Origin of the sequence: Nocardiopsis lucentensis DSM 44048, from assembly GCF_000341125.1 — a bacterium.
Taxonomy (GTDB): Bacteria; Actinomycetota; Actinomycetes; order Streptosporangiales; family Streptosporangiaceae; genus Nocardiopsis; species Nocardiopsis lucentensis.
Genome location: NZ_ANBC01000313.1, coordinates 1 through 3,014, shown reverse-complemented (window position 1 = coordinate 3,014; position 3,014 = coordinate 1). Strand labels below are relative to the sequence as shown.

Below are 3,014 nucleotides of genomic sequence, written 5' to 3'. Positions count from 1 at the left end.
CTCAGCCACAGCCTCCTCGGCGGACGGATGACCGTCAGCGGATCGCCGACCCGCCGCGTCTGGCAGACCCGCCTGGACATGGACAGCCGCCCCTACCCCCAGAGCCACGGCCTGGTGGGGGTGGAGGTCACCCCGGCGGCATCCATCATCAACACCTTCGTGGCGGCCGCGGGTGAGGAGGGGACCTCGGCGCTCAGCGACATCGTCCTTCGCACGCCCCTGGCCGTCGACCCGCCCCGGGTGGTGCAGGTCGTCCGGGAGGGCCGGTCCCTCTCCCTCTCCACACGCGTCGCCGACACGGCCGCCGACGACGAGGGTGATGCGTGGATCACGCACACCACGGCGGTCTCCGTGCCCGACGCCCGGCTCCCCGGGGGGACGATGGACGTGGACCCCCTCCGGTCCCGTCTGCCGGAGGGTCCCCTGGACCGCGCCGACCAGATGTTCGGCCGGATGGGTGTCGAGGGCTACGCCTTCCCCTGGGAGATGAGGGAACTTCGGTTCGACGCCGATGAGCAGTTCGCCCTCCTGGAGATGGAGCCCGCCCCCGCCACCCGGGCGAGCAGCTGGGCGCACGTCATCGACGGCGCCCTGACCGTCAGCGCGATGGTGGTGGCGCCCGGGGACGCGTCCGTGCTGTGGATGTCGCGCTCGATCGACGAGGTCCGCTGGCGGGGCGAGCCCCCGGCCCGCATCCACGTGCACAGCACGCGCTCGCCGCGCTCACCGCACGACACGGTCGACGTGCGCGTCGCCGACGAACACGGTGAGATCGTCTGCGAGGTCGCCGGGCTCCGCTTCGCCGCCGTCGACCACCTCGGCTCCACGGCCACTCCGAGGGACCTGGTGTACGAGGTGGTGTGGCGGCCCCTGGAGGAGGCCCTGACCGGCCAGACGGGACAGGAGGCCCTGGACCAGGTGGTCCTGGTCGGCGCCCCCGAACTGACCGCGCCCCTGGAGGAGGGGATCACGGCGGCCGGGGTGCCGTGCGTCCGCGCGGCCGGGGCGGACGAGCTGGGGGCGGACACGCTCACCAGGCCCGGAGCGGTCGTGGTGCTTCCCCCGCCGCCCGGGGCGGACGAGGCCTTGGAGGAGACCACCGAGCGGACGGTCATGACGCTGGTCCGCGCCGTGCAGCGGGTGGCGCGACTCCAGGCGGACACCTCGCGCCCGATCGCGACGCAGCGGGTGTGGTGCCTGACCAGGGGGGTGCGCTCCGCGCACGCGGAGGAGTCCCTCGCCCAGGGGCCGCTGTGGGGCCTGGCCCGCGTCGTCGCCGGGGAGCATCCCGACCTCTGGGGCGGGGTGGTCGACGTTCCGGAGCTGAACGGCAACATCGCCAAGCGGCTCCCCGGCGTGCTGCGCGACGTGTCCGGCGGCTTGGAGGACGTGGTCTCCCTCACCGAGGAGGGCGCCCACGCGGCACGGCTGTCCAGGATCGAACGCAGCGCGGACCGGTCGCCGCTGCGCTGCTCGCCCGCGGGAACGGTGCTGGTCACCGGAGGCCTCGGCGCACTCGGACTGGAGACCGCCCGATGGTTGGTCGAACGGGGCGCGCGCCGGCTCCTCCTGGTCGGACGGCAGGCCCTGCCGGCCCGTGCGGAGTGGGCGTCGGTGAGCGACCCCGAGACCCGACGCAGGATCGACGGGGTGCTCGCGCTGGAGGCCCTGGGCGTGACGGTCAAGGTCCTCGGTCTCGACATCACCGACCACGCCGCCGTCGCCGCGGCCCTGGATCCCGATGTCTTGGACATGCCGCCGGTGACCGGTGTGGTGCACGCGGCGGGCGTGGTCAACGACGCGCTGGTGCACAACGTCGAGCCCGGCGGGCTGCGTGAGGTGCTCGCGCCGAAGGTCGGGGGAGCGCTGGTGCTCCACCGCCTCTTCCCGCCCGGGAGCCTCGACTTCTTCGTCATGTTCTCCTCGTGCGGCCAGTTCGCCCGCCTGTCCGGGCAGGCGGCCTACGCCTCCGCCAACTCCTTCCTCGACGCCCTGGCGGCGCACCGCAACTCCGGCGGCGGCACGGAGACGGTCAGCCTGGGGTGGACGGCCTGGCGCGGGGTGGGCCTGTCCTCGGACATCGGGACCGTGATGCTGGAGGCCAACTCACGCGGACTGGAGGCGGTCTCGGCCGCCGAGGCCCTGCGGGCGTGGGACTTCGGCACGCGCTTCCAGTCCGGCTACCAGGCCGTGCTGCGCGCGCTCCCCGCACCCTCGGGCGCGCTCCGGCCGCCGATGCTGCGCGACCTGGAGGTCGCGGCCGAGGCGGCGGACTCCTCCGGCGAGTGGCTCGCGCACATCGCCGACCTGTCCGAGGAGGAGGCGCGCGAGCGCGTCTTCGCCGACGTGTGCGAGCAGGTGGCGGCCGAGCTCAACCTCGACCCCTCCGAGATCGAGCCGCGGCGCCCGCTGGTCGAGATGGGCGTCGACTCCGTCATGACCGTCGCCCTGCGCGTCCGCGTGCGCGCCCGGTACGGGACGGACCTGCCCCCGACCATCCTGTGGGCCAAGCCGTCGGTGGAGGCCCTGGCCGACCACCTGTCCGGCGTCCTGCGCCCGGGAGCCGACGACGGCGGGGAACCGGAGGCCGACGGCTCCGCTCCCTCGGAGCCGGTCGGGGACCCGGCGTGACCGTCGGCGGGGTCCCGTCCGCGTCCAGCATCGGCCTGCGCGGCGTGCTCAGCACGCGAAAGGACGATCTGGACGCGGCGGCCCGGGACTTCGGCAACATGGTCAGCCGCCGTCCGCTCGCCGTCCTGTACCCGGCCGGCGCGGCCGACGTCGCCGCGGTGGTCCGGTTCGGGCGGAGCACGGGGACACCCGTCGTCGCGCGCGGTACGGGGCACTCGGTCGACGGCCAGGCCCAGGCCGAGAACGGGATCGTGGTCGACCTGAGGTCGCTGTCCCGCGTCCGGGACCCCGCCGCCGACCGGGTCTCGGTGGACGCCGGGGCCCGCTGGAGCGACGTGGTGCGGACCACGTTGCCGCGGGGCCTGGTTCCGCCGGTCCTGCCG

General features: G+C 74.8%; 2 protein-coding genes. Both read left to right on the top strand.

Going from position 1 to position 3,014, the window contains the following annotated elements:
- The coding region (locus tag D471_RS42295) for a KR domain-containing protein (protein ID WP_152486274.1) at nucleotides 1-2,631 on the top strand (2,631 nt) is incomplete at its 5' end.
- Nucleotides 2,628-3,014 (top strand): FAD-binding protein (locus D471_RS33885; RefSeq protein WP_040689217.1); only part of this gene is annotated, 387 nt, incomplete at its 3' end. The genes D471_RS42295 and D471_RS33885, both read left to right, overlap by 4 nt.